This window comes from Aeromonas sp. sia0103, assembly GCF_963895295.1.
Classification (GTDB): domain Bacteria; phylum Pseudomonadota; class Gammaproteobacteria; order Enterobacterales; family Aeromonadaceae; genus Aeromonas; species Aeromonas encheleia.
The window spans coordinates 413,478-439,940 of the sequence record NZ_CAWQKG010000011.1 but is presented as its reverse complement, the minus strand read 5'-3'; the positions used below and the strand labels follow the sequence as shown (position 1 = coordinate 439,940).

Annotated in this window: 27 protein-coding genes, 1 other RNA gene and 4 pseudogenes; 21 read left to right on the top strand and 11 right to left on the bottom strand. The window is 62.1% G+C overall.

Going from position 1 to position 26,463, the window contains the following annotated elements; genetic code table 11:
- Positions 1-130 precede the first annotated feature (130 nt).
- From AACW18_RS04790 to AACW18_RS04760, 7 genes are all read left to right on the top strand, one after another.
- Positions 131-445 (top strand): hypothetical protein, encoded by a 315-nt coding sequence (locus AACW18_RS04790; protein ID WP_218387965.1) that lies wholly within the window; start codon positions 131-133, stop codon positions 443-445.
- Between the two features lie 197 nt (positions 446-642).
- Complete coding sequence (locus AACW18_RS04785) at positions 643-993, top strand: ArsC family reductase (RefSeq protein WP_218290059.1); 351 nt, start codon at positions 643-645, stop codon at positions 991-993.
- A gap of 22 nt (positions 994-1,015) precedes the next feature.
- Complete coding sequence (dapE, locus tag AACW18_RS04780) at positions 1,016-2,143, top strand: succinyl-diaminopimelate desuccinylase (RefSeq protein WP_218387964.1); 1,128 nt, start codon at positions 1,016-1,018, stop codon at positions 2,141-2,143.
- Between the two features lie 34 nt (positions 2,144-2,177).
- On the top strand, positions 2,178-2,867 hold the full coding sequence (locus AACW18_RS04775; protein ID WP_218387963.1) for a M15 family metallopeptidase: 690 nt from the start codon (positions 2,178-2,180) through the stop codon (positions 2,865-2,867).
- A gap of 100 nt (positions 2,868-2,967) precedes the next feature.
- Positions 2,968-3,114, top strand: coding sequence for a hypothetical protein (locus tag AACW18_RS04770; RefSeq protein WP_005325762.1), 147 nt, complete (start codon positions 2,968-2,970; stop codon positions 3,112-3,114).
- Between the two features lie 293 nt (positions 3,115-3,407).
- The gene (locus tag AACW18_RS04765) at positions 3,408-5,135 is read left to right on the top strand and encodes a potassium/proton antiporter (protein WP_218387962.1); all 1,728 of its coding nucleotides are present in this window, start codon (positions 3,408-3,410) and stop codon (positions 5,133-5,135) included.
- A 54-nt stretch (positions 5,136-5,189) separates the two neighbouring features.
- Positions 5,190-6,293 carry a beta-N-acetylglucosaminidase domain-containing protein gene (locus AACW18_RS04760; RefSeq protein ID WP_042651310.1) on the top strand — a complete coding sequence of 368 codons (1,104 nt, stop codon included), beginning with the start codon at positions 5,190-5,192 and terminating at the stop codon, positions 6,291-6,293.
- Positions 6,294-6,367: 74 nt separating this feature from the next.
- On the opposite strand, the gene AACW18_RS04755 is transcribed toward AACW18_RS04760, so the two are convergent.
- The gene (locus AACW18_RS04755; RefSeq protein ID WP_218290053.1) at positions 6,368-7,000 is read right to left on the bottom strand and encodes a LysE family translocator; all 633 of its coding nucleotides are present in this window, start codon (positions 6,998-7,000) and stop codon (positions 6,368-6,370) included.
- A 418-nt stretch (positions 7,001-7,418) separates the two neighbouring features.
- On the opposite strand from AACW18_RS04755, the gene AACW18_RS04750 reads away from it, so the two are divergent.
- Both AACW18_RS04750 and AACW18_RS04745 read left to right on the top strand, forming a co-directional pair.
- Positions 7,419-7,949: a DUF1523 family protein gene (locus AACW18_RS04750; RefSeq protein ID WP_218387961.1), complete on the top strand. Its 531-nt coding sequence runs from the start codon at positions 7,419-7,421 to the stop codon at positions 7,947-7,949.
- Positions 7,950-8,037: 88 nt separating this feature from the next.
- On the top strand, positions 8,038-8,334 hold the full coding sequence (locus AACW18_RS04745; RefSeq protein WP_218387960.1) for a winged helix-turn-helix domain-containing protein: 297 nt from the start codon (positions 8,038-8,040) through the stop codon (positions 8,332-8,334).
- A gap of 95 nt (positions 8,335-8,429) precedes the next feature.
- On the opposite strand, the gene AACW18_RS04740 is transcribed toward AACW18_RS04745, so the two are convergent.
- Together AACW18_RS04740 and rihA are read right to left on the bottom strand one after the other, a co-directional pair.
- Complete coding sequence (locus AACW18_RS04740; RefSeq protein WP_042651306.1) at positions 8,430-8,900, bottom strand: hypothetical protein; 471 nt, start codon at positions 8,898-8,900, stop codon at positions 8,430-8,432.
- A gap of 29 nt (positions 8,901-8,929) precedes the next feature.
- Complete coding sequence (gene rihA / locus AACW18_RS04735; protein WP_218387959.1) at positions 8,930-9,865, bottom strand: pyrimidine-specific ribonucleoside hydrolase RihA; 936 nt, start codon at positions 9,863-9,865, stop codon at positions 8,930-8,932.
- A 206-nt stretch (positions 9,866-10,071) separates the two neighbouring features.
- Here rihA and AACW18_RS04730 point away from each other — a divergent pair, with 206 nt between their 5' ends.
- Positions 10,072-10,770 carry an RluA family pseudouridine synthase gene (locus tag AACW18_RS04730; RefSeq protein ID WP_218387958.1) on the top strand — a complete coding sequence of 233 codons (699 nt, stop codon included), beginning with the start codon at positions 10,072-10,074 and terminating at the stop codon, positions 10,768-10,770.
- Between the two features lie 117 nt (positions 10,771-10,887).
- Here the strand turns inward: AACW18_RS04730 and udp are convergent, their stop codons facing one another.
- Positions 10,888-11,643 carry a uridine phosphorylase gene (udp, locus tag AACW18_RS04725; protein ID WP_042651303.1) on the bottom strand — a complete coding sequence of 252 codons (756 nt, stop codon included), beginning with the start codon at positions 11,641-11,643 and terminating at the stop codon, positions 10,888-10,890.
- A gap of 392 nt (positions 11,644-12,035) precedes the next feature.
- Here udp and yiaY point away from each other — a divergent pair, with 392 nt between their 5' ends.
- From yiaY to AACW18_RS04710, 3 genes are all read left to right on the top strand, one after another.
- Positions 12,036-13,187: an L-threonine dehydrogenase gene (gene yiaY, locus AACW18_RS04720; protein ID WP_218387957.1), complete on the top strand. Its 1,152-nt coding sequence runs from the start codon at positions 12,036-12,038 to the stop codon at positions 13,185-13,187.
- 135 nt (positions 13,188-13,322) lie between these two features.
- Complete coding sequence (locus AACW18_RS04715) at positions 13,323-13,661, top strand: outer membrane protein assembly factor BamE (protein WP_005325779.1); 339 nt, start codon at positions 13,323-13,325, stop codon at positions 13,659-13,661.
- A 58-nt stretch (positions 13,662-13,719) separates the two neighbouring features.
- Positions 13,720-14,355, top strand: coding sequence for an NAD(P)H-binding protein (locus AACW18_RS04710; RefSeq protein ID WP_218387956.1), 636 nt, complete (start codon positions 13,720-13,722; stop codon positions 14,353-14,355).
- Positions 14,356-14,443: 88 nt separating this feature from the next.
- On the opposite strand, the gene AACW18_RS04705 is transcribed toward AACW18_RS04710, so the two are convergent.
- Positions 14,444-14,803 carry an RnfH family protein gene (locus tag AACW18_RS04705; protein WP_042652535.1) on the bottom strand — a complete coding sequence of 120 codons (360 nt, stop codon included), beginning with the start codon at positions 14,801-14,803 and terminating at the stop codon, positions 14,444-14,446.
- Positions 14,796-15,230, bottom strand: coding sequence for an SRPBCC family protein (locus AACW18_RS04700; RefSeq protein ID WP_218328820.1), 435 nt, complete (start codon positions 15,228-15,230; stop codon positions 14,796-14,798). The genes AACW18_RS04705 and AACW18_RS04700 overlap by 8 nt, the downstream gene beginning before the upstream one ends.
- A gap of 339 nt (positions 15,231-15,569) precedes the next feature.
- On the opposite strand from AACW18_RS04700, the gene smpB reads away from it, so the two are divergent.
- The 3 genes from smpB (at position 15,570) to AACW18_RS04685 (ending at position 16,845) form a co-directional block, all read left to right on the top strand.
- Positions 15,570-16,058, top strand: a complete 489-nt coding sequence (smpB, locus tag AACW18_RS04695; protein ID WP_042652537.1) for an SsrA-binding protein SmpB — start codon at positions 15,570-15,572, stop codon at positions 16,056-16,058.
- A gap of 122 nt (positions 16,059-16,180) precedes the next feature.
- Positions 16,181-16,540: a transfer-messenger RNA gene (gene ssrA, locus AACW18_RS04690) on the top strand.
- 164 nt (positions 16,541-16,704) lie between these two features.
- Complete coding sequence (locus tag AACW18_RS04685) at positions 16,705-16,845, top strand: hypothetical protein (RefSeq protein ID WP_218388375.1); 141 nt, start codon at positions 16,705-16,707, stop codon at positions 16,843-16,845.
- A 315-nt stretch (positions 16,846-17,160) separates the two neighbouring features.
- On the opposite strand, the gene AACW18_RS04680 is transcribed toward AACW18_RS04685, so the two are convergent.
- Complete coding sequence (locus AACW18_RS04680; RefSeq protein ID WP_256351758.1) at positions 17,161-17,595, bottom strand: hypothetical protein; 435 nt, start codon at positions 17,593-17,595, stop codon at positions 17,161-17,163.
- Between the two features lie 4 nt (positions 17,596-17,599).
- On the opposite strand from AACW18_RS04680, the pseudogene AACW18_RS21480 reads away from it, so the two are divergent.
- Positions 17,600-17,728, top strand: a pseudogene (locus AACW18_RS21480) (integrase); the annotation flags it as partial.
- Here AACW18_RS21480 and AACW18_RS04675 read toward each other — a convergent pair.
- Both AACW18_RS04675 and AACW18_RS21475 read right to left on the bottom strand, forming a co-directional pair.
- A complete protein-coding gene (locus AACW18_RS04675; protein ID WP_218387955.1) occupies positions 17,702-18,019 on the bottom strand; it encodes a hypothetical protein in 318 nt (105 codons plus the stop codon). The pseudogene AACW18_RS21480 and the gene AACW18_RS04675 sit on opposite strands and share 27 nt — an antisense overlap.
- A 297-nt stretch (positions 18,020-18,316) precedes the next feature.
- Positions 18,317-18,418, bottom strand: a pseudogene (locus tag AACW18_RS21475) (IS5/IS1182 family transposase); the annotation flags it as partial.
- A gap of 190 nt (positions 18,419-18,608) precedes the next feature.
- Here AACW18_RS21475 and AACW18_RS04670 point away from each other — a divergent pair.
- Positions 18,609-19,427: an AraC family transcriptional regulator gene (locus tag AACW18_RS04670; RefSeq protein ID WP_218290038.1), complete on the top strand. Its 819-nt coding sequence runs from the start codon at positions 18,609-18,611 to the stop codon at positions 19,425-19,427.
- Between the two features lie 30 nt (positions 19,428-19,457).
- Here AACW18_RS04670 and AACW18_RS04665 read toward each other — a convergent pair whose 3' ends face one another.
- Together AACW18_RS04665 and AACW18_RS04660 are read right to left on the bottom strand one after the other, a co-directional pair.
- Positions 19,458-21,731 (bottom strand): M9 family metallopeptidase, encoded by a 2,274-nt coding sequence (locus tag AACW18_RS04665; protein WP_218387954.1) that lies wholly within the window; start codon positions 21,729-21,731, stop codon positions 19,458-19,460.
- A 204-nt stretch (positions 21,732-21,935) separates the two neighbouring features.
- Positions 21,936-22,037, bottom strand: a pseudogene (locus AACW18_RS04660) (IS6 family transposase); the annotation flags it as partial.
- Positions 22,038-22,561: 524 nt separating this feature from the next.
- Here AACW18_RS04660 and AACW18_RS04655 point away from each other — a divergent pair.
- The 3 genes and pseudogenes from AACW18_RS04655 (at position 22,562) to AACW18_RS04645 (ending at position 26,458) form a co-directional block, all read left to right on the top strand.
- Positions 22,562-24,430 carry a potassium transporter Kup gene (locus AACW18_RS04655; RefSeq protein WP_218387953.1) on the top strand — a complete coding sequence of 623 codons (1,869 nt, stop codon included), beginning with the start codon at positions 22,562-22,564 and terminating at the stop codon, positions 24,428-24,430.
- Between the two features lie 307 nt (positions 24,431-24,737).
- Positions 24,738-24,939, top strand: a pseudogene (locus AACW18_RS04650) (IS3 family transposase); the annotation flags it as partial.
- A gap of 40 nt (positions 24,940-24,979) precedes the next feature.
- Positions 24,980-26,458 (top strand): DUF1254 domain-containing protein, encoded by a 1,479-nt coding sequence (locus AACW18_RS04645; protein ID WP_218387952.1) that lies wholly within the window; start codon positions 24,980-24,982, stop codon positions 26,456-26,458.
- Positions 26,459-26,463: the final 5 nt, after the last annotated feature.

Below are 26,463 nucleotides of genomic sequence, written 5' to 3'. Positions count from 1 at the left end.
ATTAGAATCCCATTGCAGGGCCCCCAGGCCAACAACCTCCACTTTTTTTGCTTTGGATCAACGCCCGTGGTGGTTGAACTGGCCAAGATGCCCATCGACACAGAGCGACCATTTCGCACCGGAGAGAGTTATGACAAACCTGGCCACCGCAGAGAGCAGCAACTGCGACTACAAGCTGTGGGACATCCTCATCGAGTCTGCAAGGGAGCGCACCACCATTCGTTACTCCAAGCTGGCCAAACAGGCCGGGCTGGAGAGCAGCCAGGATGAGCTGCGTACCCTGTTGCAACGCATCCGCATGTATTGCACCGAGCATCAGCTGCCGATCCTCTCCACCATAGTGGTGGACGACGTGGGCAAGTACGCCGGCCTCTCCTCCAGCCTGCCCAACGCCCCCTGGGAGCGCGCCAGGGTGTTCGATTACCAGTGGCCCCTCTCGCCATAAGTCGCCCCATCGAAGAGTTTTTGCAACGACGCGCCCAAGGGCGCGTTTTGTATTTCTGGCGCTCGGGCCGGGGGTCGGCGCGGCCCGCCCGCAGAAAAAGCGCCCGGGCGGGGTGCCGGCGTTGCCATGAGGGGATCACAATGCCAGAATCGGGCCTTCGTTGATCCAGGGCCCTGCCCGCAGCTAAAGGACCTCCCATGGCCACCACCCTCTATGGCATCAAGAACTGCGACACCATCAAGAAGGCCCGCAAGTGGCTGGATGAGGCCGGTATCGACTACCGTTTTCACGACCACAGGGTCGACGGGCTGGACCCTGCCCAGTTGGACCTGTGGCTAGGCCAGCTCGGCTGGGAAGCCCTGCTCAACACCAGAGGCACCACCTTCCGCGCCCTGCCGGACGAGGCGAAACAGGGGCTCGACCAGACCAGGGCCCGCGCCCTGCTGCTGGCCCAGCCCGCCATGATCAAGCGCCCGCTGCTGGATCTGGGTGGCGAGCTGCACCTGGGCTTCAAGGCCGACCACTACCAATCCCTCTTCTCTCGTTAAACTTTTCTGTTAAGGAACGCCGATGTCGGATGTCATCGCACTGGCCAAGGATCTGATCCGCCGCCCCTCAGTTACCCCCCTGGATGAGGGGTGCCAGACCCTGATGGCGGAGCGCCTCGCTCGCCTCGGCTTCGTCATCGAACCCATGGTGTTTGAAGACACCACCAACCTGTGGGCACGCCGCGGCACCCAGGGCCCGCTGTTCTGCTTCGCCGGTCACACCGACGTGGTGCCCGCCGGCCCGCTGGACAAATGGCACACCCCGCCGTTCGAGCCGACCATCAAGGATGGCATGCTCTATGGCCGCGGCGCCGCCGACATGAAGGGGTCGCTCGCCGCCATGGTGGTCGCCACCGAACGCTTCGTCGCCGCCCACCCGGATCACCAGGGCTCGATCGCCTTCCTCATCACCTCCGATGAAGAGGGTCCCTTCATCAACGGCACCGTGCGTGTTATTGAGACCCTGGAGGCGCGCAACGAGAAGATCCGCTGGTGCATCGTCGGCGAACCCTCCTCCACCAGCGAGGTGGGGGATGTGGTGAAGAACGGTCGCCGCGGCTCCATCACCGGCGATCTGCTGGTGCGCGGGGTGCAGGGTCATGTGGCCTATCCCCATCTGGCGGACAACCCCATTCACCGTGCGGCCCCGGCCCTGGCGGAGCTCGCCAGCAGGGTCTGGGATCAGGGCAATGCCTACTTCCCGCCCACCAGCTTCCAGATAGCGAACCTCCAGGCCGGCACCGGCGCCTCCAACGTGATCCCGGGTGAGCTGCAGGTCCAGTTCAACTTCCGCTTCAGCACCGAACTGACCGACGGGGAGATCCGCCGCCAGGTCGAGGCGCTGCTGGACCACCACTGTCTCGACTACGAGCTGAAGTGGACTCTCTCCGGCCAGCCGTTCCTGACCGATACCGGCGCCCTGCTGGAGGCGGCCGTCGGGGCCATCGAGAGCGTCAATGGCCAGCAGCCGGCCCTGCTCACCACGGGCGGCACCTCGGATGGCCGCTTCATCGCCCCCACCGGGGCTGAAGTCATTGAACTGGGCCCGGTCAACGCCACCATCCACAAGGTGAACGAGTGCGTGAAGGCGAGCGATCTCGATCTGCTGGCCGACATGTACCAAGGGGTACTGGCACGGTTGCTGGCATGACCTTCATCCCATGGGAAACGACCCGGAGGCTGTGATGACCCAGGATCAACTGCTGGGGCTCGACGAGAGCCACCTCATCCTGGTGGGGCGCGGCCCCCACCGTCTGACCGCTGCCACCGCGGCGGCCTTCAACGACATGCAGGTCGCCGCCGCCTATGCCGGTCACAACCTGCAGCCGGCCTCCAGCTGGCGCGGCTTCGAACGCCAGCTCGCCATCTGGAACGGCAAGTGGCGCGGCGAACGCCCGCTGCTGGACGCGGCGGGCCAGCCGCTGGACGCGCTGCAGCTGAGTGAGACCGAACGACTGCACGCCATCCTGCGCTGGAGCGCCCTGCCCGGCACCAGCCGCCATCACTGGGGCACGGACCTGGACATCTATGATCCTGACTGCCTGCCCGCCGATACCAGGCTGGCGCTGGAGCCCTGGGAATACGAGGAAGGCGGCTGGTTTAGCGACCTGAGCGACTGGCTGGGGGAGCACATGAACGACTTCGGCTTCTTCCTGCCCTTCGCCAAACCGGCGGGGGCCCAGGGCGGCGTCGCCTACGAGCCCTGGCACCTCAGCTTCGCGCTGGAGTCCGGGGAACAACGACTGGATCAGGCGGCGCTGGCGCTTTGCCTGCAGCAGGCCGATATTGAAGGCAAGGCGACCGTACTGGCCCATCTCGATGAGATCCTGGTCCGTTACATCACCCCCTGTCTCGACGCGAGAAATCGCTCATGAAGACGGGGCATATAGAAGGCAAATTGACCATGCTGACCCGGCTCGACGAGCTCCTTGTCAGTTATGACGTCACCCCCTGCCGCGACGAAAGGAGAACATCATGAGTCTGTGGTTATGGATAGGCCTGCCGCTGCTGTTCCTGCTTGGCCTGTTTCTCAACGCCATCAAGGACATGAAGCAGCTCGAGAAACAACTGCCCAAATACAGGGACAAGATCCGGGAAGTCAAAGACGACGAGGACGACTGAATCCCGCACCGGGACCCCGCTGGTGCCCCGGTCTCTGCCTTGCCCTCCCCCTCGGGGAGGGTCACAAACCGCCCCGCACGACCATCCCCGTCTCACGCCACCGACCCGCCCTCTGGAGCCAGTCGTCACACTTTATCCCCCATTCCTGGCCGGGAGGCCGGCATCCCTAGGCGCTGAAAAACAGCACTTTAAATGTAAGAAACTGCAAATCGATGCACAATTAAGCCACACAAGGCGACCCAAACTGCATATAATGTGCCTGTTTTGCATTCTGCTATAAAAGGAGTTCGCCATTGGATGCCACCACCATCAACAGTTTCTTTCTTATCGGTGCCTTGTTGGTGGGATGCAGTGTCCTGTTAAGCGCGCTCTCCTCTCGTGTCGGCATCCCCATCCTGGTCATCTTCCTCGCCGTCGGCATGCTGGCCGGTGAGGATGGCCCCGGCGGCATCCATTTCGCCGACTACTCGGTCGCCTACCTGGTGGGCAACCTGGCGCTCGCCATCATCCTGCTCGACGGCGGCATGCGCACCCGGGTCTCCTCCTTTCGGGTCGCGCTCTGGCCCGCCCTGTCGCTCGCCACCGTCGGGGTGGCCATCACCACGGGCCTGACCGGTCTCGCCGCCGCCTGGCTGTTCGATCTCAACCTGATGCAGGGCATGCTGATCGGCGCCATCGTCGGCTCCACCGATGCGGCGGCGGTGTTCTCCCTGCTCGGCGGGCGCAGCCTGAACGAGCGGGTCAGCGCCACCCTGGAGATAGAGTCAGGCAGCAACGATCCCATGGCGGTGTTTCTCACCGTCACCCTGATCGAGATCCTCGCCACCCAGCATCAGGGGCTGGACTGGGCCTTCCTGCTGCTGCAGCTGGTCAAGCAGTTCGGGCTCGGAGCCGGCATCGGCCTCGGCGGCGGCTGGCTGCTGTGGCGCCTCATCAACAGCGCCAGGCTGGCTCCCGGCCTCTATCCCCTGCTCACCGTCAGCGGTGGCCTGCTCATCTTCGCCATCACCACGGCCGTGGGGGGCAGCGGCATCCTCTCCATCTACCTCACCGGCCTGCTGCTCGGCAACCTCTCCCTGCGCAGCCGCAGCACCACACTGTCGGTGCTGGATGGGCTGACCTGGCTCAGCCAGATCGGCATGTTCCTGGTGCTGGGTCTGCTCGTCAATCCGAGCAACCTGCTGCCCATCGCCCTGCCGGCGCTGGTGCTGGCCGGCTGGATGATCCTGTTCGCCCGCCCGGTGTCGGTCTGGATTGGCCTGCTGCCGTTCAAGAACTTCGCCCCCCGCGAGCGCTGGTTCATCTCCTGGGTGGGGCTGCGTGGCGCCGTGCCCATCATACTGGCGGTCTTCCCCATGATGGCGGGGCTGCCCAACGCCCAGCTCTACTTCAATGTCGCCTTCTTCGTGGTGCTGGTCTCCCTCATCCTGCAGGGCAGCTCGCTGCCGCTGGCCTCCAGGCTGGCACGGGTCGAGGTGCCGGCACCGCCCTCCCCCATCAACCGCTCCGGGCTGGAGATCGATCTCGACAGCCAGTGGGAGACCTTCATCTATCGCCTCAGCGCCGAGAAGTGGTGCATCGGCTCGCCGCTACGCGAGCTGCGCATGCCCCAGGGGACCCGCATCTGCGCCCTGTTCCGGGGCCAGGAGCTGTTGCACCCCTCGGGCAGTACCCGCCTGCAACCGGATGATATCCTCTGCGTCATCGGTCACGAGCGGGATCTGCCCGCCCTCGGCCAGCTGTTCAGCCAGGCCCCCGAGCAGGATCTGGGCCCGCGCTTCTTCGGCGACTTCCTGCTGGAGGCGGCCGCCAGACTGGTGGATCTCGCCCCGCTCTACGGGCTGGATGTGAGCGAGGTGGCGGATCAGACACTCGGCGATTTTATCGCCGGGCAGTTGGGCGATAATCTGGTAGTAGGTGACCATTTCGCTTGGCAGGGTCTGCTCTGGACGGTGGCGGAGATGGAAGAGGGTGAGCCTCGCAAGATAGGGGTACGCTTTTTGGAAGAAGATCCGGTTTAAGACAGCAGTCTGACCATTGTTAGCAAAAAGTGCTCAGCGCGAAGGGAGTTCACTATGCCTTATCAAAGCCTGTTGTCTGGTCTCTATCCCCCCTCGCCCCGACTGGGGCTGATCGAGGGCTTCTTCGGCAAGGGCTGGAGTTGGGAAGCCCGCGCCCGCTATGCTCAGTGGCTGCCTCGCCACGGCTATGGCTTCTACATCTATGCGCCGAAAGAAGATGGCCATCTGCGCAAGCACTGGGCCCAGCCCTGGCCTGCGCACCAGCTCGAGGATCTGCGCCGCCTGGCCCAGCAGTGCCGTGACAACGGCCTCGCCTTCGGGGTGGGCCTGAGCCCCATGGGCGCCCATCACGACTACCCGCGCAAGCGTGCGGCGCTGCTGGAGAAGGTCCGCCTCATCGACGAGGCGCTGCAGCCCGACATACTGGCGGTGCTGTTCGACGACATGAAGGGGGACACCCCGGATCTCGCCCACTGGCAGCTCACCATAGCCCACGACATCGCGGCCCACAGTAAAGCCAGCCGCCTGCTGTTCTGCCCCAGCTACTACTCGACGGATCCGGTGCTGGAGAAGGTGTTCGGCGCCATGCCGCCCCATTATCTGACCGATCTGGGCCAGGGGCTGGACAAGCGTTTTGACATCTTCTGGACCGGCCCCAAGGTCTGCTCCAGCGACTACCCTGCGCCCCACCTCAAGCAGGCCGCCGACTGGCTGCACCGCAAGCCCTTCCTGTGGGACAACTACCCGGTCAACGATGGCAGCAAGGCCAGCAGCTTCCTGCACCTGCGCGCCTTCGAGAACCGCCCGGCGGAGCTGGCCGATCTGGTGGCGGGCCACGCGGTCAATCCCATGAAACAGGCGGCGCTCTCGGTGCTGCCGCTCGCCACCCTGCCCATGAGCTACCGGCTCGGCAAGCAGTACGATCCGGACAAGGCGCTGCACGCCTCCCTCAATGCCACCTGCGGCCCGCAGATCTCCGCCATGATCCAGGCCGATCTGTCGCTGTTCCAGGACATAGGGCTGGCCCAGCTCACCCCGGCGCAGCACGACTATCTCCAGGCCCGCTACCTGCCGTTCCAGGATCAGGGCTGCGTCGACGAGATCCTGCGCTGGCTGGCGGGGGAATACGTGTTCGATCCGGACTGCCTGACCGACTGAGGCGCCGCCAGACGCCCATAAAAAATGCCATCCCTCTTGGTCAGAGACGGGTGGCATTTTTCATTGCGCTACACTCAGCCCAGCGCCAGCCATACCCCAACCCCCAGCATCAGGGAGCCGGCGATGCGGTTCATCAGGGTGACGTTACCGCTCTTGGCGAGGAAGTGGCGCAGGGTGCGGCCCCCGCTGGCATAGAGCAGCAGACAGGAGAACTCGATGACGAGGATCAGCATCACCAGGGCGCTGATCTGGGGCGCCATCGGCTTGGCCGCATTGATGAATGGCGGCAGCAGGGAGACCATGAAGGCCCAGCCCTTGGGGTTGGCGATGGCGGTGACGAAGCCCTGCAGCGCCAGGCCAAGCGGCTTGGTCTCCTGGCCGGCCGACAAGTCCGCCGGGATGGCCATCTTGCCCTTCGCCTGCCACATCTGGATGCCGAGCCAGACCAGATAGGCCCCGCCCACGTACTTGAACGCCGAGAACAACGCCGGGTAGTTGAGCATGACAGCGGCCACCCCGATCACCGACAGCACCGAGACCAACCCGACCCCGATGAGCTCCCCCCACATCATGTGCAGGGTGCGGCGCACCCCCAGGCTCATGCCGAGGGTCATCGCCAGGGTCATACACATGCCGGGGGTCACAGAGACAAAGAAGAACGTGGGAATAAACAGCGCCAGAATAGCGGGATCAATCCAGTGGGACACACTACACCTCCATGGTAACAAGGCTTCAATCTTGCCTACCGCCCCCCTTGCACACAAGCAAAAACCCGTCAGCCGGCCGATTTCGGCCATCGAGGGCGCGGAGCCACCCCAGGTTGCGGACCGAGGCGGCCATCATCCCCGCCCACTCACTACCAAGGGGGTAGCACGGCGACCAACACCAGACTGCCAGCCAGATGCTGTCACATGACTCAGCGCAAAGAGGCCCACGTCGATGCCGCCGCCGACCCTCGATGGGCTGAGCCCGCGCCCACCGGGCCCGCGGGGCGCCTCCTCGGGGGGCCCGGAAGCTGTCAGTTTTAAACGACATTTTGAATGAATGGGGTCATTAGGGACTGGGCTGCATCCGCAAATGTGGGTATGGTAGAGGCACGTCATTCCCCCTCACGTAGAGAATCCCATGAGCCTGAAGTTCAAGAAACCCGCTTTTATCGCGCTGGGCCTCGTCGCCCTGCTCTCCGCTCTCTGGCTCGACTTCTATCTGCCGGAACACACCATCGCCACCATCACCGGGGTCGAGGTGAAGCGCACCGACAAGGATGGCCCCATCAGCCAGAAGAATCCGGCGGATGGCCCCACAGTAGATGTCTACTACATCTATACCGAGCGCCCCGGCGAGAAGATCCGGGTGTTCCGCAACGAGGATACCCTCTGGGGCTGGCCCTTCTACTTCAAGTTCGATGCCGCCGACGTGCAGGCCAAGGCCAAGTCCATGGAATTCGAGAAGCGCCTGGCCATGATCACCTCCTACGGCTGGCGCGTGAACATGTTCTCCCTGTTCCCCAACGTTACCAAGATCGAGAGCACCCAACCTGACGCCTCCACCTGGAGCTTCTTCCGCTGGTTCTGGTTCGGCGTCTGGGCCCTGGTGATAGGCAAGGCCGCCATCGCCACCTGGCGTTACTTCGACCGTCTCGAGGACGAGATATGATCGACTCAGGCAAAAACGGCGCCAGCTGCCTGCAGCGATGGCATATGGCGGCTTGTCCGGTCAGCCAGGAAAATCTCGGGGATAGACAATGACAGAGCCGAGCAAGACCCGGACCAGCTTCTATCGGCGGCTCTATGTTGCCCACCTGATAAGCCAAGGCACCGACAGCATCCCCGCCATCATGGCGGCCACCGGCATGCCGCGGCGTACCGCCCAGGATACCCTGGCGGCCCTGGCGGAGCTGGGCATCCACTGCGCCTTCGAGCAGACCGAGGGGGCACGCCACCTGCAGGGCCACTATCGGATCGGCGACTGGGGCCCCATCAACCCGGCCTGGATAGCGGCGCAGCTCGATACCATCAAGCAGACCCTGGGCTACCCCTGATGGTGGCTGTCAGCACCAGCCACACATAACAAGAGAGGGGAGCCATGGCTCCCCTCTCTGCTGTGGTTTCCTCATCGGCATCATGCCGCCTGTCCCTATTCCGGGAAGGGCTCCTCCGGCAGCGGCTCCTCCGACTCCCCCTGGGTGCAGTCGATGATGGAGCGCTTGGGATTGTTCGGATCCCGCAGCAGCAGGGGAGCCTCCCCCAGATCGTGCTTGCGCTCATCGGCAAACTCGCTGCCATAGGCGTTATGGGTCAGCCGCCTGGCGTTGGCGATGGGGGTGTCAACAAACAGGGCGTGCACCTCGAAGGTCGAGGTCGGGATGAGGAAGCCGTGGATCGGCAGGCCATGCAGCTCCTGGTGGGTCTTGTACCAGGCGAAGCCATCGGTCGTCTTGTAAGGCTTGAAGGCATTGAGCTGCGGCGAAGAGCCCTCCCCCCGTTCAGCGTCGAAAGAGAGGTTGTCCAGATCGCAGGTCGCCAGCCCCTGCCACATCGTCTCAAATGGCGTGGCACAGGCCGTCAGTTGTGCACCGACCAGCAGTGCCAGCGTCGTCTTCCACATCCCCTGCCCCTTATCCATTCGCCCTGATCTCAATGAAATACCTGCAGACGCTGCACCAGCAGGTCGATGAAGCCGACCCGATCCAGCCCCAGCAAGACATGGGTGTTGGCGGCATGGCCGGTCAGGCCATGGCGATCCACCACCGTCATTCCCACAGTATGCACCCCCTGAGTCTCGATGCCGACCCAGCAATCTATCCCATGGAACAGCTCGGGCGCCAGCAACCAGGCGATGGTACAGGGATCATGCAGCGGTGCCCCGCGAAATCCCCACTTGGGATCCCGATGATAGATCATGAAGAAATCGAGCAGCTCCGCCACACAGCGGGCCACCGGGTTGGGGATGGCGCGCACCCGCTCTATGTCCGCGTCCATCACCTGCGCCTCGTGGGTCACGTCCAGCCCGCACAGGGTGAGAGGGATGCCGGACTTGAACACCATGTCGGCCGCCTCGGGATCCACATAGATGTTGAACTCCGCCGCCGGGGTCCAGTTGCCAGCCCCAGCCGAGCCCCCCATCAGCACGATGCGGCCTATCTTGTGGTGCAGCTCGGGATGCGCCGCCAGCAGCAGGGCGATGTTGGTGAGCGGGCCAGTCGGCACCAGAGTGACCGGCTCCGGGCTGTGGCGCAGCGTCTGCGCCATCAGCTCAAGCGCCGTCATGGATTGGGGGGCAAAGCCCGGCTCCGGCAGTCTGGGGCCATCGAGCCCCGACTCCCCGTGCACGTTGTCGGCGATGATGAGCTCCCGGGCCAGGGGTCGCGGCGCCCCCGCCGCCACCGGAATGTCGTGGCGCCCGAGCAGGGTGAGGATGCGCAGGGCATTGTTGAGGGTCTTGTCCGGCGTCTGATTGCCCGCGCTGGTGGTCACCGCCAGCACCCTCAGCTCGGGGCTGGCCAGCGCCAGGATGAGGGCGATGGCATCATCGTGGCCGGGATCGCAATCGAGAATGACGGGCAGTGACATGACGGACTCCTACGACAAAAAAAGATCCACACCTTAGCAAGCCACCACCAGATTAACTCTGGAGGGAGTCACAAAACGGCCTATGCCCACGTTATCAAGCACTTGCCATCGAACTTCGCGGGATGGGCGCCGCCGGCACACGGGGATTCGCCGCCCACCGCCGGTTCGGGTATGATCGCCCCCCGTTTCCAGCCTGCCGTGCCCCTATGTCTGTCATCGTCGATACCTTTATCGCCCCGCCCTGTGCGACCGAGATCAACATCCTCCATCAGGATGCCCATCTGCTGCTGATCGACAAGCCGAGCGGCCTGCTCAGCCTCTCCGGCAAGAATCCACAGAACCTCGACTCGGTGCACTATCGGCTGGTGCAGGATTTCCCCGGTTGCACCCTGGTGCATCGCCTCGACTTTGGCACCTCGGGGCTGATGGTGGTGGCCAGGGACAAGGCCATCAACGCCGCGATCGCCCATCAGTTCAGCCAGCGCGCCGTGACCAAGAGCTACGGCGCCCTGCTGTGCGGCCACCTGGCCGATGACGAGGGGCTGATCGACGCCCCCATCGCCAAGGATCCGGCCCTGTTCCCGCGGATGAAGATCTGCGCCGTTCAGGGCAAGCCGGCCCGCTCCCGCTACCGGGTGGTGGAGCGCCTGGTTCGCCAGAACGAAGATGGCGTTTCCCTGCCGCTGACCCGGGTCGTGCTGACCCCCGAGACCGGCCGCACCCATCAGCTGCGCATCCACTGCCAGCTGCTGGGCCACCCCATTCTGGGTTGCGATCTCTACGGCGGCCTGCTGCTGGCGGGCACGGAGAACACGCCGCGGCTGATGCTGCATGCGAGTGCGCTGGACTTCGTGCATCCGGTGAGCGGTGAGCCGATGGCGGCGAGTTGCACCAGCCCGTTCTGATGGCGGCGTGAGGGAAGAGAGAAGCAGGAAGGAAAGGGGCTCCGGTCGGCAAACGACGGATAAAGATAGGGGCCGCGCTTTCGCAACGGCCCCCACCCCCCACTCGTGGTGGTGCTATCAGATCAGCTTGCGGGCGGCGCCCAGCACGATCTTGATGGCATCAGATTCGGTTCTTGCCATGGTTTCGGCGTTCGGGATTTCCTGCTGGGTACGGTTCACGATGACACCGGCCACCATGCCGGCGCGCAGGCCCTGGCTGGAGCACATGGTCAGCAGGGTAGCGGACTCCATCTCGTAGTTCAGCACGCCCATGGCTTGCCACTCTTTCATGGAACCCTGGAAACGGCTCACTACACGACCGGATACGGTATCGTAACGCTCCTGACCCGGGTAGAAGGTATCGGAAGAGGCAGTCACCCCGATGTGCAGCGTGGAGCCCAGCTCCTTGGCGGTGTTGACCAGCGCCGTGGTGCAGTCGAAGTCGGCCACGGCCGGGAATTCCATGGGTGCGAAGTGCAGGCTGGCACCGTCGAGGCGCACTGAACCGGTGGTGACGATCACGTCGCCCACGTTCAGGTGCGGCTGGATGGCGCCAGTGGTGCCGATGCGCAGGAAGGTGCGGATACCCAGCTGGGCCAGCTCTTCCACCGCGATGGAGGTGGACGGGCCGCCGATCCCGGTGGAGCAAATGATCACGGCCTTGCCGTCCATCTCGCCGCGCCAGGTGGTGAATTCACGATGGCTGGCCAGGTGCACCGGGTTGTCCAACAGTTCTGCGATGCGCTTGACGCGCTCGGGGTCACCGGGAACGATCGCCAGGGTGGCGCCTTGCAGATCAGCTTTCTTCAAACCCAAGTGGAAAACATCAGACATAGTGGACTCCTGGTTGCGCCCCACCAGCGGGTGGCAGAGTGCAGTTAAGATGATTCTTTAATGGTACTTTCGAGCCTGTTTCCCTCCATTGGGGAAGGCGCCAACTATGGTCGAAAGCGCTTTCCAATTCCTTGAAGCAACTCACACTTCCATGCATTGACAGTGACAAATTCAGCGCAAAACGTTTGCTAACTTGATGAATTTCCTGAAAAACGTTTTTCTGCTCTCCGCCCGCTGCCGCCCCTTGTCAAGCCCTCGCCGCCACGATTCGACCAGAGCGCGAGCGAGTCCACAAAGTTATAAAACAGATACTATTGACCCCTGTTCATCTCCCCCGACGCTGCTATTTTGGCACCCGAATACCACTTAATGGCTAATTATCGGAGTCCACCATGGCGACATTCAAATTCTACATTCCCGCGGTCAACCTGATGGGAGCGGGCTGCCTGCAAGAAGCGGCAGCCGATATCCAGGGCTATGGCCATCGCAAGGCGCTGATCGTCACCGATCATGTCCTCAATCAGATCGGCGTGGTCGCCCGGGTGGCCGCCCTGCTGGCAGAGCATGGCATCGAGAGCCAGGTGTTCGACGAGACCAGGCCCAACCCCACCATGGCCAACGTGGAGGCTGGCCTCGCCATGCTCAAGGCCAATGGCTGCGACTGCGTCATCTCCTTAGGGGGGGGCTCGCCCCACGACTGTGCCAAGGGTATCGCCCTGGTGGCCGCCAACGGCGGCAGCATTCGGGACTATGAAGGGGTGGATCGCTCCGCCAAGCCGCAGCTGCCGCTCATCGCCATCAACACCACCGCCGGCACCGCCTCCGAGATGACGCGTTTTTGCATCATCACCGACGAGAGCCGCCACGTGAAGATGGCCATCGTCGACAAGCACGTCACCCCGCTGATGTCGGTCAACGATCCCGAGCTGATGCTGGCCAAGCCGGCCGGGCTCACCTCCGCCACCGGCATGGATGCGCTGACCCACGCCATCGAGGCCTATGTCTCCACCGCCGCCACCCCGGTCACCGATGCCAGCGCCATCATGGCGATCCAGCTCATCGCCCGCCACCTGCGCACCGCCGTCAATCAGGGCGACGATCTGCCTGCCCGCGAGCAGATGGCCTATGCCCAGTTCCTGGCCGGCATGGCGTTCAACAACGCCAGCCTCGGCTACGTGCACGCCATGGCGCACCAGCTCGGCGGCTTCTATGACCTGCCCCACGGCGTCTGCAATGCCGTGCTGCTGCCCCATGTACAGCGCTACAACGCCCAGGTGAGTGCCGCTCGCCTCAAGGACGTCGCCCGCCACATGGGGGTGGATGTGAGCGCCATGAACGACGAGCAGGGCGCCGCCGCCGCGATCAACGCCATCCAGCAGCTGGCCCGCGACGTGAAGATCCCGGCCGGCCTGGAGCAGCTCGGGGTGAAGGCCGACGACTTCGACCTGCTGGCCAGCAACGCCCTGAAGGATGCCTGCGGCTTCACCAACCCGCAGCAGGCGAGCCACGACGAGATAGTCGCCATCTTCCGCGCCGCCATGTAAACCCGCGCCATCTCTGCCAAGGGCCGCCGTGCGGCCCTTTTTATTGGCTGATGGATCAATGGCTTTTTACTTCCGCAGAGGGAGTGGGTATGATTTGCCAAGCTAAAAAGACTGTATGGATGATCTGAACCCGATATGCGGATGAAACACCTGATTGCCGCGGCCCTGACCGCCCTCACCCTGTCCGGTTGCAGCCTGGTCTATCGCATCGATATTCCCCAGGGCAACTACGTGGAACAAAAACAGGTCGATAAACTGCGCCAGGGCATGACCCGCGAGCAGGTCGAGTTCGTGCTGGGTTCTCCCATGCTGCGCGACGGCTTTGACCCCAACACCTGGTACTATCTCTATGAGTTCCAACCGGGGCGTGGTGACAAGGAACGCAAGGAGCTGACCCTGAACTTCGTGGGGGACAGGCTGGCAACCGCCACGGGAGACTTCCCGCTGCCCGCAGCCTTTACCACCCCGCTCTGATATCCCACAAAACCGGCCAAGGCCGGTTTTGTTCTATCTGCGTCATGAGGAGGCAAGCATGAGCCAGATCCTGATCGCGGGGGCAACCGGCCTGATTGGGCAGGCGTTGGTCCGCCAGCTCGGCCCAGAGCATCAGCTGACCCTGCTCTGTCGCAAGGCGGGAGAAGCGGCCCCCGGCCGCCACTGGCTGCCAGTGGACTTCGAGCGGCTCGACAGACTCGAGCTGCCTGCCCCCATCGATCTCGCCTTCTGCTGCCTCGGCACCACCCGCAAGGAGGCCGGCTCCGACGAGGCGTTTCGCCGGGTCGACCACGACTATGTGCTGACCTTCGCCGCCCTCGCCCGTCGCCACGGTTGCCGCCGCCTGCTGGTCGTCTCCAGCCTGGGGGCCAGTGCCCGCTCCCCCGCCCTCTATCCCCGTACCAAGGGGCAAATGGAGCAGGCCTTGCTGGCGCAAGAGTGGCAACGGCTCGTGCTGGTGCGCCCCGCCATGTTGCTTGGCCATCGCCAACCGCCGCGCAAGTCAGAGCAAGTCATTCAGGCCATCTATCCGTTGATCAGGCCGCTGTTGCGGGGACCCCTCAAGCGCTGGCGGGCCATAGAGGCGAGTCAGGTGGCCCACGCCATGACGGTGCTGGCCTATCAGGCGCAGGGGGTAGAGATAGTGCAGAACGAGCGACTGCTAACCCTGTAAGGCCCAGGCCAGTGCAGCCCCTGTGGTAAAACATCCAATAGCAAAGAGGCGCCATGGCGCCTCTTTTCATTGCTCGGTCTTCCCCGCATCAGGTCGATTCGCCATCGTCCCGCTTGCGGTGGACGTCGGGCCGCCCGCCGGTGACCACATCGGCTCGCCCCTCTTCCTTGGCCTTCTCGGCCCGCTTCTTGCGCATCTCCTTAGGATCGGCGATGAGCGGGCGGTAGATCTCGACGCGATCGCCATCCTGCACCGGCTCGGTGCCCTTGACCGGACGGCTGTAGATGCCGAACTTGTTGACCGCGAGATCGATCTCCGGGTGCTTCTGCACTATGCCGGACTGCTCGATGGCGGCCAGCACGCTGGTGCCGGGGGCGACCCGGATGCGCAGCACGGTTTGCCGCTCGGGCAGGGCGTAGGCGACTTCGATATTGAGCAGATCAGACACCGTAGACCACCTTGGCGCGGTTGGAGAAGGCGAGCACCATGGAGCCCACCAGATCGCGGAAGATCTGGCCAAAGGCCAGCTCGATCAGCTTGGAGGTGAATTCGAAGTCGAGATCGAACTCCACCTTGCAGGCATCCACATCCAGCGGGGTGAAGGTCCACCAGCCCGCCAGCGTCTTGAAGGGCCCCTCCACCAGCTCCATCTTGATGGCGCGGTTGGTATCGAGCAGATTGCGGGTGGTAAAGGTCTTGGCAATGCCCGCCTTGGCCACATCGACCGAGGCCGTCATGTAGTCCTCGCCGGTCTCGTGGACGCGGCTGCCGACACAACCGGGCAGGAACTCGGGGTAAGCGTGAACATCGTTGACCAGCCGGAACATTTGTTCGGCACTGAACATCACCAGGGCACTGCGAGTAATACGGGGCATGGGCTTTCCTCATCCAATCGGACCGATTTTATCACCTTGTCAGCCAAAATCACCGCCGAAACCGTTCACAAAGTCGTCACTCGCGCAATTGTGTGTTGTGCAACCGCTCCCCCACCTTCAAATCACCTCGCCAGCCAGCATTATTCCGCAGCGGCTCAGGGCGCCATCACCTGAGCCATAGTGTGCTTTGCAGCCACGATTACCCGGGTTCCCATCACCCTGCCAGCCAAAATCGTTCCATAACTGCTCACAAAGCCACCACTCGAGCGGTTGCGCGTTTTACAGCCGCCGCCACCCACGTATAATGCGCCTTCATCAACATTGCCGAAGGCCCCCGTCATGAGCAAAAAGAACAGTAAAAACAAAGCCGGGTCCAGCACCATTGCACTCAACAGAGGCGCCCGCCACGAGTACTTCATCGAAGAGCGTGTGGAAGCCGGTCTGTCCCTGCAAGGGTGGGAAGTCAAGTCCCTGCGGGCGGGCAAGGCCAACATCAGCGAAGCCTATGTCATCTTCCTGCAGGGCGAGGCCTTCCTGTTCGGCTCCACCTTCCTGCCGCTGAATGCCGCCTCCAGCCACGTGGTGTGTGACCCGACCCGCACCCGCAAACTGCTGCTGAGCCGTCGTGAACTCGACAAGCTGGAGAGCCTGACCGCCCGCCAGGGCTACACCATAGTGCCGCTGGCGCTGTACTGGAAAGAGTGCTGGGTCAAGGTCGAGATCGGCCTGGTGAAGGGCAAGAAAGAACACGACAAGCGGGAAGACACCAAGGCCCGCGAATGGGATAGAGAAAAAGCCCGCATCATGAAGAACAAGAACCGCGGCTGATGGCGAGTCGCGCTCGCCCGCGCGGCGCCCAATAAACCAGCAATCGACCGGCCAAGGCCGGTCGATTGCCATCAACGCCTTGCCATGACAGGATTTTTGCGTACAATCGCTTTTGACAACTTGGGGCTGATTCTGGATTCGACAAGATTCACGAAACCCAAGGTGCATGCCGAGGTGCGGTAGGCCTCGTTAACAAACCGCAAAAAAATAGTCGCAAACGACGAAAACTACGCACTCGCAGCTTAATAACCTGCGCTGAGCCCTTCTACCCTAGCTTGCCTGTGTCCTAGGGAATCGGAAGGTCATCCTTCACAGGATCGTGTGGAAGTCCTGCTCGGGGCGGAAGCATTAAAACCAATCGAGCTAGTCAATGCGTGGCGTGTCTCTCCGCAGCGTGTTGGCGAATGTAAAGAGTGACTAAGCATGTAGTACCGAGGATGTAGTAATTTTGGACGGGGGTTCAAATCCCCCCAGCTCCACCAAATACCGGTCCAACAGTGACCAATGAAGTCCAAGAAACCCGCATAGCATAAGGCTTTGCGGGTTTTTTGTTGTCTTATGCTGTCCAATGGGGTGCGTTGCCATCCAGCCCTTTTAGGCATATCGTTAGGCATATCGTTTTGTATGCCTTCCGGAGCGTATGCCTATGCCTCGTATCACCCGCCCCTTGTCCCCAACCGAGATCAAAGCAGCTAAGCCCAAGGAGAAGGAATACACCCTCTGCGACGGGGCGGGCCTGGAGCTCGTCATCAAGCCCAATGGTTCTGTAGCCCGCCGCGAAAAATGAAAAACCCTTCCGGGTAAAATGACAAACAGAGCTCTGGCCACATTTATCAAACTTGGCGGATTCAAAATCACCGAGTTTGATAGAGGTTTAACAGAGACTTAACCCTCGCTTTCATAGGTGGGTAAGTCCGGTGCAGGCCCCACGATGGCCCCGACCTGGTAAAAGCCTTCTGGCCAATGGCCACCCCTCCCCCTCGCACCACCACTCCACCACCCAACGCCTCCAACGTGGTGCTAGTACCGGACGTCGCCGTGACGGTACCGACCAGCAGTGGGTCGGCGCTGGGCACCAGCTCCATGAATCGCTTAAACAGGTTCATACAAAACGCTCCACGCTCAGTTGCTGGCGCACCGTCATGGCCCTGTTCTGCAGCGCAGCAGAGACCCTGACGCCCCGGTTGTAGCCCTTCCAGCCATCCACCGCGAGCAGCGCCCCCGGCAGGATGAGACCCGTATCTGCCGACAGTGGCAGCTCGATGGTCTGGGTGCGCCTCGGCAGGGTCTTGGCCAGGGCTACTACGCCCTGGGCTCGGGCCGCCAACACATCGCACACCAGCGGGTGGGTGATGGTCGGCGCCTGCCGCTCGCCCGCCGTACCCTGCCGCAGCACCCGCGCACTGATGCCCTGATGGCCACCGCTGACCCATATCCCGTTGGCTGCCTGCCCCGGTTGGAAGTCACTGCCCAGCGTCGTGATGATGGCGCGGGGGATGGCCACATCGGCCAGGGCGGTATCGAACTGCCAGGGCACGGTCGGATACCGTGATCCGCTCGGTCATATCAACGACTAGAGCGCGAATGCTGCCCTTAAGCGACTGGGCTACGGCGAGCGACTTGTGGCCCACAGCTTGCGCTCGCTAGGCAGTATCCTTCTGACTTTTCAAATAGTCCGATTCTTGGGGTATGTTCACCTGTTCTTGTGGGCTTGTGGAGGCAAGGAACTTTACAAACCATTGGTTACCCACCTTGGGATCCAGATCCCCCTTGCTGCTGACTCGCTGATGATGGCCATTCAGAACAACATCGTGGCCGCTCACCTGGAAAACGCCGGGGCGCAGCAGGAGCAGGCCTATGCCTTGCTGATGCTGCGGCACATGGTGGTGAACGGTGATGATCACTCCCTGGCCCATGAGCTGCGAGGCCACCATGAGCGCCGGCACCACATCGATACTCAATCACCTAAACGGCGAAATGGGTACTCCGCCTGTGAGTACCCTTGGTAGGCCAGCCAAGAGTCATGACGAAACCAGCGAATCCCAAGCACCAGCCAGCAGACACCAAGAGGCACCCAGTGCGGCACCCTTTTATCTGATTCCCCCATGCGTAGGACTTTTTGAAAAGTCTCTCTACCTTGCCTACCTAAGGCTCTCAAAGCCTTGCTGTATAAGGAATACAGAGAGGTAGACAGTAATTATTTACTCTCTACCCACTGTCTACCCTCTCAACCTCTTTTCAGTCTTTCATCTTTGTTTGACGCTTGTTCCATCAATGCTTGCTCTACTCCAGTCGATGTGAGCCGCTTGGTGTAACTCGGTCAGCAAGGCTTCATGAAGGCGTCGCCAGCATGTCATGCCGCCTATGTTGGGGTTGGCATCATTCGAATCAACTCGGTTTTGTTAGCGGCTCTAAACAACCTGACAATGCCGGACGACGGTGGCAACTGAGTGTGCAATCCGGATATGGCACAGGGCGGGGCAGCCCATACCGGAGGTTGCTACACTGGCTGGAGAGATTCGTATGGGCACACAAACAAGGATATGGACGATGAGAGAGACTCCCAGCGCCCTCGCGGCACGGCTGCCCCCCAAAAAACCCAGCCCGGGGCATCTGCGCGCCGATCTGGATACCTGGCGGCAGCAGTTTTTTCGGGCGCTGCCCGACGCGCGGTGCCTCGAGACCCTGTTCGATCGGGCCCCGGACATTGTCTTCTCCATCAAGGACAGGGCTGGCCGCTATGTGAGCATCAGCGAGTCCTGTACTGAGCGCTGTGGCCTGGCGAGCCGGCATGACGCCATCGGCAAGACGGCCCACGAGATTTTCCCGCCCCACATGGCCGTGCGCTACCAGGCCCAGGACCTGCGTCTGTTCGACACCGGTGAGCCCGTAGTGGACAATCTCGATCTGACCCTGTTTAACGACCGCAGCCCCGGCTGGTGCCTGACCAACAAGGAGCCGCTGCGCGACGCCGGTGGCGCCATCATAGGCCTGGTATGCATGTCACGCGATCTGCACGAGCCGAGCCGGGCCGGATTCATCGACGCTCGCTTCGTCGAGGCGGTCGATCACATCCTGACCCATTATCCCGCCCCCTTGCGCATTGAATCGCTGGCACGACGGGCCGGAGTATCAGTCGCCCAGTTTGAGCGGCGCATGAAGCGAATCTTCCAGCTCTCCGCCGGCCAGTTCATCACCAAGACTCGCATCGACATCGCGATCAATTGGCTAAAGGGCAGCGATATAGCCATCGCTGACATCGCATTGCGGTGCGGTTTTTGCGATCAGAGCGCCCTGTCGCGGCAGTTTCGTGCCCTGACAGGCCTGTCTCCACGCCAGTACCGGCAGTTGCTGCGCCGGGGGAATTGACGCGCCGCCGGTGCGGCGCGTCGTACCCACCTATTGAGCCAACCCCACACTGAGGCTCAGATCCCGGTAGGGTGCAGCGGCGTCCACCGCTATGTGGTAGTAGGCGCCGCCCTCGGGTGCCTGGATGGTGACTGTCTCGTCGTTGCCGCCATTGGCCGAGCCCTGATCGTAGCTGTCCCGGTTCGGCCAGCCCCGGTGCATGACATAGAGGTTGGCATCGCCACTGCCACCTCGGGTCTGCACCGTCAGCAGTGTCGTCCCCTGGGGCACGAAGACGTAGAAGTAGCGGATGTCGTCCGAAGCGATACCGGTGCGGGCACAGGTCGCGTCGATGAGCTGATCGTCGGGATAGCCGCAGTCCGGCTCGGGCGGCTGGCCGGCCGTGGTGGCCGTCTGCACCCAGGCGGCGAAGTCGTCGTCATGGGTCAGATCCTGCATGGTCGACCAGTAGCCGTCATAGTCGTCGGCGCGAAATCTGGTCACGGTATCGTCCACCCTGTCCCTGTGGTGTTCGAACATGTAGCGCACCGCCATATAGCCCCAGCGGTAGGCGCGGGTCCCATAGTCGTTCATGTCATAGGTGTTGCCAAAGATGGTCGACAGGGGATAGGTGCCGGCCTGGGCCGCCTCGATCGCCTTGGCGTTGTCGTTGCCAAGGGACAGATACTCGGCCAGACCTTCTATCCACCAGACGGTGGGCTGGCTGATGGCACGGGCGAAGTCGCCGGCCATGTTGAAACGGCCATCCAGATAGTGCACATACTCGTGCTCCAGATTCCACACCGAGAACAGGGGGCGCAGCCAGGAGGCCTCGTGGGCGATGAAACGTGCCTGGTTGCCGGGTTGGTCGGGATCACCTTCCAGATACATGCCGCCGTTGTCGGTGGCGATGCCGTAGATGAGGCCAGCGTAGCGGCTGTAGTTGGCGTAGTCGTCGAACACCACCACCTCCAGCGCGTCGTTGACGTCGCCCGGCAGTGGCCGGTTCTGGGTCTTCAGCATGCGGTGGAAGTATTGCTCCTCGTTGGCCAAGGCTGTGCAGCTCTCGGTCAGTTGCTGCTCTGTCATATCCTGGGCTCGGATGCGCAGTGTCGACCCGCACTCGTGGCGGATCGGCAGCACGACGTCGGCCAGCCGCTGCTCGAAGTCACAGGTGCCGTACTCGGCGCAATGGGCATTGTCATAGTATTTCACGGCACTGGCGGCCGCGAGCCAGAGATCGGCGCCGGGACCATCCAGACTGCTCTTTGCCAGGATCTGCTCGATCCTGGCCCGCGATGCGGCGAAGTGGGCCGGATACTGCATGTAGCGCAGGGCCTCGTTCAGGCTGTCGGTGAGCTGGTAGGCGTAGCTGGTGCCAAGCAGGGCGGCCTGGTTGCCCTGCACGAAGGCGAACAGGGCCTCGGCGTAGCTGCCGTCTCGCTCGGCCAGGGCCCGCCCCTCATCGCGGTAGTGGGACATGAACAGGACGGTCAGCAGGCCGGTGTAACCCGACCCCACCTCCCAGCGCTTGAGGGCATCGGCAGCATCCGGCTGTCCGTCTCGATTGGTGAAGCGGGCGATGAGGGGCTTGAGGCGCGGCAGGTAATAGGCCTCATCATGGAGATTGGTCATCAGGGTGAAGCTCTCCCCGATCGTGCTGCCCGCGTCCGGATTGGGGATGAACAGGGCCGGGTTGTCCAGCAGCCGATCGAGGCCGACCCGGATCGCGTCGCGCACCGTGAGCGGTGGCTCCGGGTAGAGATCGCGGGCGATGGCGTTGTAATAGCCGGCGCGCAGATAGAGCACCAGATTGGCGAGGCCACGGCCGCTGCCCTGATAGTCGGCGGCGCGCGCCTGCAACCGTCCGGCCACCGCCAGCAGGTTGGCGGTGTCATAGATGCGGGCGCCGTCGTCCGCCGTGAGAGAGAAGAGGCCATAGGTACACGACACCTCGGGCAGACCCTCCAGGTAGTCGGCCAGCGCAGCACCGGATTTGTCGAGGAAGCCGGCCGGATCGCGACAATCGCCCCCCTCGGCCAGCAGGCTCTGGGCCTGGACCTGGGTCTGGGCCTGGGCGCGCCAGTCGGGCTCTCGATCGCGCCGGACGTGGGGATCTTGCGCCAGCTCGAGGGCGGCGGGCGGCGGCAGCAGGCGGTGCAGCCGCGGCGCTGGCAGGGTAGTGAGGGACTGGCCGTGCTCGGCGCCGGCCAGATCTGCCGGCACCATGGCGGGCGAGGGCAGGGAGACGGGGGCCTCGGCGGCGGCCAGGGCGGTGGCCCAGCCAGCCAACAACAGACACGCCAGGGGTTTTAGTGCAAGCATAGGACTCTCCATGGTTGGGGTAGATGCCCGTGCCGGTGTAGTCACGCCGCTGGCGCCTCCCTGCGCCGGTCCGGGACATCTAATGTGGCAGAGAGTCCCCCCGACCGTATTGGCATATCCCTGCGCCTTGACGGCGCTATTTGCCAAAAATGCGGCATTGTCAGGTTATTTAGCCCAGGTCGAGTGATGGAGATGAATGGAAAATCAAGCAACGAGGTCACTCGCATAATTCCCCCACAGGCTGAAAGCATCAGCTCTGGCGTGGCGGTATGAAACGGCCGAGAGTGTGTGGCGATGAGGGCGAAAAGGGGGGATTAACCTTTCTAGGTAAAGCGACAAACAGAGCTCAGGCCACATTTCTCAAATGTGGCGGATCAAGAACCACCGAGTTTGATAGACATCAAACAGGGGGTTAAACCTCGATTTCATAAGTGGTTGGCGCCATTCCCTGGTCATCGATGGTGTTCATCAGGTGGCTCATTACCTACGCCGGCCAGTGTCATAGTTCCCCCGACACTGTCCGCGAGGCGATGACATTTCGGCCACGGTTTGAGGAGCGACTCGTAGACAACTCCCAGCGTGGATGGTGCTCCCCAGGCCGAACTTGCTGGTCGCGCCGATAGCTGTCACTCCTCGCCCATTCTAAAGCCCATTCCCCCCCATCGAACTCTCATGTTGGTTGTACACGCTGCACTCAACTTCGCGAGTTGGCCCGATGGCAACGGTGACCTCTGTTCCCTTGATGATGCACTTGCCTCCTCTCGTCATTTCACTTTCGACCTGCCTCACCATGCTATCGTTAACATGGTGAATTGAAATGGAATTTCATGATGAGCAATGGAGCACGGCACGGTCGAATGGCCACGACGTTGGCCGCGTTGGGCGTGGTTTACGGTGACATAGGCACCAGTCCGCTCTACGCCTTGAAGCAGAGTTTTGCCGGGCATATGGGGTTGCAGCCAGGCAAAGAGGAGATCTACTCGATAGTGTCTCTCTTCTTCTGGACCATCATGATTGTCGTTTCGCTCAAATACGTGCTGCTGGTACTGCGGGCCGACAACAAGGGCGAGGGAGGCATACTGACCCTGGCCTCCCTCGCCGCCCGTCGCCTCTCTTCACGCACACGTGCGGTGGTGATGTTGTTGGGACTGGCCGGGGTGGGGTTGTTCGTCGGGGATGCGGTGATCACCCCGGCTATTTCCGTGCTCTCCGCCGTGGAGGGGTTACAGATAGTGGCCCCGAACCTGGCTCCCTTTGTCTTCCCTATCGTGCTGGTGGTGCTGATCGTGCTGTTTGGTGTCCAGCACTATGGAACGGCCGGGATTGGCCGTTGGTTTGGCCCCATCATGCTGATCTGGTTCGCTACCCTGGCGCTGCTCGGCCTGCTCGAAATAGCGCAGACCCCCGCCATCCTGAGGGCCATCAACCCGCTCTATGCGGTTGACTTCCTGCTGACGAATCCGGGAACTGCGTTTGTTGTGCTGGGTGCGGTCGTGTTGTGCGTGACGGGCGCCGAGGCACTTTATGCAGACATGGGGCACTTTGGGCGCGGGGCGATCCAGCTGGCGTGGGGCAGCCTGGTGATGCCGGCCCTGTTGCTCAACTATTTCGGTCAGGGTGCGTTATTGCTGCGTCTTCCCGAGGCCATCGAGAACCCTTTCTATCTGCTGGCTCCTGCCTGGATGACCTTGCCACTGATTGTACTGGCCACCATGGCGACCGTTATCGCCTCTCAGGCGGTCATCTCCGGTCTCTATTCCGTGGTACGACAGGCTATCTTGCTCGGATTTCTGCCGCGCCAGGAGATCCGCTACACCTCTGCGCACGAGAAGGGCCAGATCTATCTACCTCTGGTCAACTGGCTGCTGTTGGGGGGGATAGTGCTGGTGATCTTCTGGTTCAAGAGCTCAAGCAATCTGGCTGCCGCTTATGGCATTGCCGTGACCGGCACCATGGTCATCACCACGCTGTTGCTGATGGTTGTGGCGCTCCATCGCTGGAAACAACCCCTCTGGCTCATCGGTTTGGTGGGCACGCCGCTACTGCTGCTGGATCTGGCCTTTTTCGCAGCCAACACCACTAAATTCTTCTCTGGTGGCTGGTTGCCCGTGTTGTTTGCCTTGCTGACCATAGTGGTGATGACCACCTGGAAGCGTGGGCGCGAACTGGTGCTCGACAAGCTCGAGAACAAGTCGCTGGCACTGCAGCCTTTCGTCGATGATATGCAGCTTCACCCTCCCCTGCGGGTGCCGGGTACTGCGGTATTTCTTTCCAAGTCGATCAAGGTTGCCCCCCATGCCATTTTGCATAACCTAAAACACAACAAGGTGTTGCATGAACGGGTGATCTTCCTGACCGTAAGGGTAAAGGATGAGCCCTGGTTGCCCATGGAGGAGCGACTGGAGTTGACCCAGATAGGAGCAGGGTTCTGGCAGGTGGTGGCCAACTTTGGTTACCAGGAGACCCCGTCAATGGCGGAAATATTCCAGGCTTGCGCCGAGCATAAACTGATAGTGAAACTCAACAACACCTCCTTCTTTCTCTCCTACGAGTACCTCATCAGCACCGATTTACCGGGTATGGTGCGCTGGCGTGAAGGGCTGTTTATCTGGATGAATCGCAACTCCTCCCGGGCAACCGATTTCTTCCAGATCCCGACCAACAGGGTGGTGGAACTTGGCATGCAGCTTGAGCTATAGATGCGTGTTCAGCAGCATTCGTCCATGCAAGAGGGGCATGACCTCATGCCCCGTACCATCTGCACATTACATGGCGCCATTGGCCGCATGGCTATTAGCCGGTGCGGTTGAGATTGAGGTTTTGAGAACCACGGCAGTCATTCAGATCACTCTATCCATCAAGAAAAACCAAGACTTGGTCGGCCACACTCGGCCCCCTCTCACTGGGTTCTGTAACACCCGTTTGGGTTCACCCTCGATAACATGACGCCACTGAGCAGACTCGATCCTGAGGATGGGTTAGAGAGTCGGGTGGCGCTGACCCTCTGGTGACCACGCGGCCGACCAAGGCTTTGTGGGTACTCAATCGGTGCCGTACAGCTCGCTGTACAGGGCGTACACTCGATGAGGCTGATACAGACCTGTTTGATTACATTGAATGCTTTCACAACCCAGGAATGCGTCGTAGAGTTGCAAGTCAGGCTCAGATGTTAACAATTTTATTACAGCCGTCCGTGGCAACAGGGTAGCCAACCTGCATCGGTGACCACCATCAAGAAAGGATGCTTTATGAATCGATTGCCCCATCGCCAGTCCCTCTTTGCTCTGACCCTGGTCACCACGCTCACGACCACGGCCTTGTGGGCCACGCCTGGCTACGCCGCCGAAGCCGCCACCGCCGGGCCTGTGACCGGGCCCGTGGCTGATACCAAGGTGACCGAGGCCTACGTGCGGATGATGGCCCGCGAGGCGTACTTCTGGGGCTGGCCAATGGCCAATATCTTCAATCGGCGCCAGGCCTTCAAAGACCTGCCCGAGCCTGGCTTGATGGGCGGTATAGTCCCAGTGGCCCCGATCAATCAGCTATCCCTGCTCAGTGACTACATAGATCCGGCCGAACGGCTGGTGGCCTGCCCGAACCAGGATGTGGTGTACGGCGCCGGCAGCATCGCCCTGGACCTCGAGCCTGTGGTGCTGCAAGTGCCGGATTTCGGCAGCCGCTTCTGGGTGTATCAGGTGGTGGACCTGCGCTCCGACAGCTTCGCCGAACTCGGCAAGATGTATGACACCAAACCGGGCTTCTACCTGCTGGTGGGCCCGGACTGGCAAGGCAAGGTGCCGGCCGGCATCACCAAGGTGTTCCGCGCGCGCACCAACACAGGTTTCGTGATCCCCCGGGTGTTCCAGGACGACTCCGACGCCGATCGCAAGGCCATACAACCGGCGCTGGCCGGCATCGACATGTACCCGCTGTCCAAGTACGACGGCAAGGTCAAGAGCCGTGACTGGGCCAAGCTGCCGAAATTCCCGGCCCAGGCCGCCGCAGGCAACGGCGAAACCAAGTGGGTGATGCCGGAGAAGTTCTTCGACGAGCTGCCGGCCCTGCTCAAGGACGCCAAGCCCTTGCCCGGGGAGGAGGCCCGTTACGCACAGATGGCCGCCCTGGCAGCCATCGCCAAGGCCGACCCCAGGCTCAAGGCGGCGATGACCGATGAGGCGAAGAGAGCCGACAGCGAGGTGATAGACCCCCTGCTGCAGTTCCGCAACTATGGCCTGCAGCTACCCCATCACTGGAGCACCATCAGCAACGGCGCGGCGTTCGGCACCGATTATTTCAGCCGTACCGCAGTGGCGCGTTCGAACATCTTCGTCAACCAGCAGAAAGAGACCAAGTACTTCTACCAGGATCTGGACAAGGCGGGCACCCGTCTCAATGGCCAGCACGGTTACAGCGTGACCTTCGCGAAGGGCAAGCTGCCCCCGGTGCAAGGCTTCTGGTCGCTGACGCTCTACAACGCACAGCATTTCTTCGCACCCAATGATCTCAAGCGCTACTCCATCGGCACCAAGAACAAATCCCTGCAGACCAATGCCGACGGCTCGCTGACGATCTATGTGCAGAGCACGTCGCCGGGCAAGGACAACGAGAGCAACTGGTTGCCTGCCCCCAAGGGCGCCGACTTCTCGCTCTACATTCGCGCCTACTGGCCACAGGCCGAGGCGCTCGACGGTCAATGGACCCCGCCACCCGTGGTGAAAGCCAACTGAAAAGG